At 29.1% G+C, this 3,846-nt stretch carries 5 protein-coding genes; 2 read left to right on the forward strand and 3 right to left on the reverse strand.

The annotated features are described in order from the left end of the window. Positions 1 to 166 precede the first annotated feature (166 nt). From KJQ99_RS08775 to KJQ99_RS08785, 3 genes are read right to left on the reverse strand one after another with little or no spacing between them, the layout of a single operon-like run. Positions 167 to 748 (reverse strand): cytochrome c3 family protein, encoded by a 582-nt coding sequence (locus tag KJQ99_RS08775; RefSeq protein WP_214150571.1) that lies wholly within the window; start codon positions 746 to 748, stop codon positions 167 to 169. A 10-nt stretch (positions 749 to 758) separates the two neighbouring features. After that, entirely contained in the window at positions 759 to 1,160 is a 402-nt protein-coding gene (locus KJQ99_RS08780; RefSeq protein ID WP_214120629.1) for a cytochrome c3 family protein, read from the reverse strand. Positions 1,161 to 1,162: 2 nt separating this feature from the next. Then, a complete protein-coding gene (locus KJQ99_RS08785; RefSeq protein WP_214150572.1) occupies positions 1,163 to 2,734 on the reverse strand; it encodes a flavocytochrome c in 1,572 nt (523 codons plus the stop codon). A gap of 264 nt (positions 2,735 to 2,998) precedes the next feature. On the opposite strand from KJQ99_RS08785, the gene fldA reads away from it, so the two are divergent. Both fldA and KJQ99_RS08795 read left to right on the forward strand, forming a co-directional pair. Beyond that, the gene (gene fldA / locus KJQ99_RS08790; RefSeq protein ID WP_214117907.1) at positions 2,999 to 3,484 is read left to right on the forward strand and encodes a flavodoxin FldA; all 486 of its coding nucleotides are present in this window, start codon (positions 2,999 to 3,001) and stop codon (positions 3,482 to 3,484) included. Between the two features lie 43 nt (positions 3,485 to 3,527). After that, positions 3,528 to 3,846: hypothetical protein (locus KJQ99_RS08795; protein WP_502756521.1), on the forward strand; the 319-nt coding region annotated here is incomplete at its 3' end.

Raw genomic sequence — 3,846 nt, forward strand, 5'->3', positions numbered from 1 at the left:
GAAAAAGAATTTGAGTTAAGTTTGAAAAAGAATTTGAGTTAAGTTTGAAAAAGAATTTGAGTTAAGTTTGAAAAAGAATTTGAGTTAAGTTTGAAAAAGAATTTGAGTTAAGTTTGAAAAAGAATTTATAGAATTTAGAATTAATTCTAAATTCTATTAGCTAAGCTTATTGCTTAGCTCTTTGTTTTTCCCAATCTTCCCAACTATGTGGAGTTGTGTCCTTTAAATCATATAAAGTTTGTGCTAAATCTTTATGCCCTACATGTTTATGACAATCGGTGCATTTCATCTCATCAGCACTACCTTTAAAGCTTAGATAAGTAAGATGGATTGGTAATGTGCTTTCATTGTCTTTTATGAAAGCATTTTCGTGGCATTTTAGACAAGAGCTATCAAAAGTATAATTTTTTCTAGCGTGTTCTCTATTTGCTAGCCAATCTTTTTTAGTGGGGTCTTTTGTTAAAGTTGTAAAGCCTTCTGCTATTCCGTTTTTAGCTTTAGTCAATAAGTATTTTGCCAAATTATCGTGTGGTAAATGACAATCAGCACAATTAACTACCACTCCTTTAGGATTTTTAGCCCCGTGTATATCATCATTAACATTTGTGATTGCTATAGGTCCATCCCAAGAATGGCAACTTCCACAAAACGGATATTTGCCTGTTACATGAACAATTTTTTCTCCTAAGAATACTAAAACAAGAGTTATGATTACTATCATACAAGTAAAAGCTATTTTATTTTTCATGTATTCTCCTTTATTTTACTTTTAAATTTTTTAAGATTTCTTGGCTATGGCATCTAGCACACATATTAACAGATGGCTTATGAGTTTTATGACAATTATCGCAGTCTAATTTATCATAATGTGGGCTTTGATGAACATTGTTATTATGTCCGTAACCTGCAGTATATTCTGCTAGTTTTGAATAATCCCCGTGGCATTTTATACAACTATTTAGCATAGCTGATGAATAATCTTTCGCTTGTGCTTCTAGGTGGCAATCATTACACTTAAGATTTAATTTTTTATGAATTCCTTTAACTTCATAGGCTTTTTCACTAAAATCTACATTTACTTTTCCTAACGAATCCTTTAATACATTTTCATTTGCAAATAAAAAACAGGCAAATAAACATATAATAGTAATAAATCTCATTGCTAACCCCTTAATAAATTATAATTTTTTGCTAGAGTATTTCCAGCTCTTTTTCCATAAACTAAGCAATCTAAAACCGCATTAGAACCCAATCTATTATATCCGTGTCTTCCGCCAGTAATTTCTCCACACGCATACAAACCTTGAATTAATTGCATATCATTATCATATACTTCACAATCTTTATTAGTTTTTACTCCACCCATACAATGATGAACTTTTGGTCCTGGTCTTGCAGCAAAAAATGGAGCTTGTTCTATTTTTATATACTTTCCTTTATAATCTGAAAAATTGCGATTAAATTCTGGGTCTTTATAATCTTTATCTTTTGAAGCAAGTTCAACATATTCATTGTATCTTTTTAACTGCTCTAAGAAAGGCTCTTTATTGATATTATAATGAGCTATTAATTCATCCATTGTTTCAAATTGTTTTACAGCACCAACCAATAAGCCCCTATTTAAATCTTCTATATCAACCGTTTTAGTGCCATTTATATCCATAATTAAAACAGGTGGATTTAAACCTTTTTCATTCATAGCTAATATCGCATCGCTACCTTGTTTTCTATCCGTAATTTCATTTACAAATCTTTTTCCTGTTTTAGGATTTACCATCATTCCATAAGCATAAGCCCTAGTAATCCATCTATAAGCAAATCCAAAACCACCTTCATCTTGACTTGTTACGTGCATACTTTGAATATATTGCATATCTATGAATTTAACATTATCATTTATTAGTTTTTGTGCTGTGTAGCCAGTAGCTCCTAAATGATTTGTGGTTAATACATCATCTCTTAAACTAGAATCAAATATTTGTCTAAATTTTAAATCAGCTCCCCAACCGCCAGTAGCTAAGATAATACCACCAAAGGTTCTATAATATTTAGTAATTCCACTTTCATTGTTTTTTTCTTCATATCCACGCTCAAAGTTAAATTGATATTTTTCTCTTACTTTAATTCCAACAACTTTATGATTTTTATCATATAAAATATCATCCATTATAACTCTTGTTAAAATCTTACCGCCTCTATTAAGAATTTGTTCTTGTAATGGTCTTGTGATATAACTACCTGCACCTGCTGAATGAGAGCGTGGAACACTATGACCACCACTTCTGCTAACCCACTTAAAATTAACTCCATTATCTATAAGCCAATCAAGAGTTTTTACTCCATCATTTATCATAATATTTACTAATTCTAAATCATTTAAATTCTTACCACTTTTTAATGTATCTTGTATGTGTAGATTAATATCATCAACTATTCCATCTCTAGCTTGTAATTTTGAGCCAGCAACAGCCATTGAACCACCTGAATAAGCCGAGTTGCCACCTAAATAAGGCATTTTATCAATCATAACAACATTTTTAATACCATTATCCAAAAGACTTAGCATAGCTGCACTTCCTGCAAAACCACTTCCAATTACTATTGCATCATAATATTCATCCCATTTTATATTATCAATATCTATACTATTAGATAAAGCAATATTAGGCATTAAAATAGAGCCATACACTAAGCCAGAAAACTTTAAAAAGTCTCTTCTATCTTTAGTTTTCATAAAACCTCCTAATTAAAAAATAAGTTTAATAATAATTTTATTTTAAAATAAAATATACTTAGTAAATAATAAAAATTTTTTAATAATATTTTTAATTTAATAATTATTATGAAGTAATAATAAGGATTTTTGATAAGTGATATTAACTTATTCTTATATTAATAAATTAATATAACTAAGGTTTTTGTAAAAAGAATTTGGTTAATGATTAACAATAATTTCAAATGGTAAAATTATGTCGCAAATCAAATTAAGGAGATAATTATGTCAGTAGCAGTAGTTTTCGGAAGTGCTATGGGAAATACAGAAGGCGCAGCAGAAAAAATTGCAGAAGCACTAGGTGCTGAATTATTAAATATCGCTGATGTTGATGCTGATAAACTAAATGGTTTTGATAAATTAGTTTGCGGAACTTCAACTTGGGGTAGTGGTGACTTACAAGATGATTGGGATTCATTTGATTTTAGTGGTCTAAAATTAGCTGGTAAAACAGTAGCTGTATTTGGTATGGGAGATAGCTCAAGCTATTCTGATACTTTCTGCGGCGGTATGGGTAAATTAGCTGCGGCATTAAAAGAAGCTGGTGCAAATTTAGTTGGAGCAGTTTCAACTGATGGTTATGATTTTGAAGATTCAGAAGCAGTAGTTGATGGTAAATTCGTTGGTCTTGCATTAGATAATGACAATCAAGAAGATTTAACAGACGAAAGAATTGCAAACTGGGTAGCACAAATTAAAGCTAACTTCTAATCACGAAATAGCAAGTTTTTTACTTGCTATTTTAAGGATACTTATGAAAAAGTTTTTATTATTATTTTTAGTGTTTTCAATTAATTTTTTATCTGCTGATTTAATTAAAGTAGCTATGAAAAATCAACCAAATAATATAAATCCAATTTATAATCCAAATGATGATTTAGTAAATTTATTATATTTAGGTTTGTTTTATAAAAATAATAATAAAGAATTAATTCCTGCACTAGCTAATTCATACAAAATAAGTAATGATAAATTAAGATACGAATTTGAATTAAAAAAAGGTCTTCATTTTATAAAAAATAATATAGATTTTGGAGAATTTACTTCAGAAGATGTAAAAACTACTTATGAAA

This window comes from Campylobacter sp. 2018MI13, from assembly GCF_018501135.1.
Lineage (GTDB): Bacteria > Campylobacterota > Campylobacteria > Campylobacterales > Campylobacteraceae > Campylobacter_E.

What these genes read in the sequence shown, in the direction of transcription:
- KJQ99_RS08775 (WP_214150571.1), bottom strand. Translation starts at nt 748, where the DNA reads ATGAAAAATAAAATAGCTTTTACTTGTATGATAGTAATCATAACTCTT.
- KJQ99_RS08780 (WP_214120629.1), bottom strand. Translation starts at nt 1,160, where the DNA reads ATGAGATTTATTACTATTATATGTTTATTTGCCTGTTTTTTATTTGCA.
- KJQ99_RS08785 (WP_214150572.1), bottom strand. Translation starts at nt 2,734, where the DNA reads ATGAAAACTAAAGATAGAAGAGACTTTTTAAAGTTTTCTGGCTTAGTG.
- fldA (WP_214117907.1), top strand. Translation starts at nt 2,999, where the DNA reads ATGTCAGTAGCAGTAGTTTTCGGAAGTGCTATGGGAAATACAGAAGGC.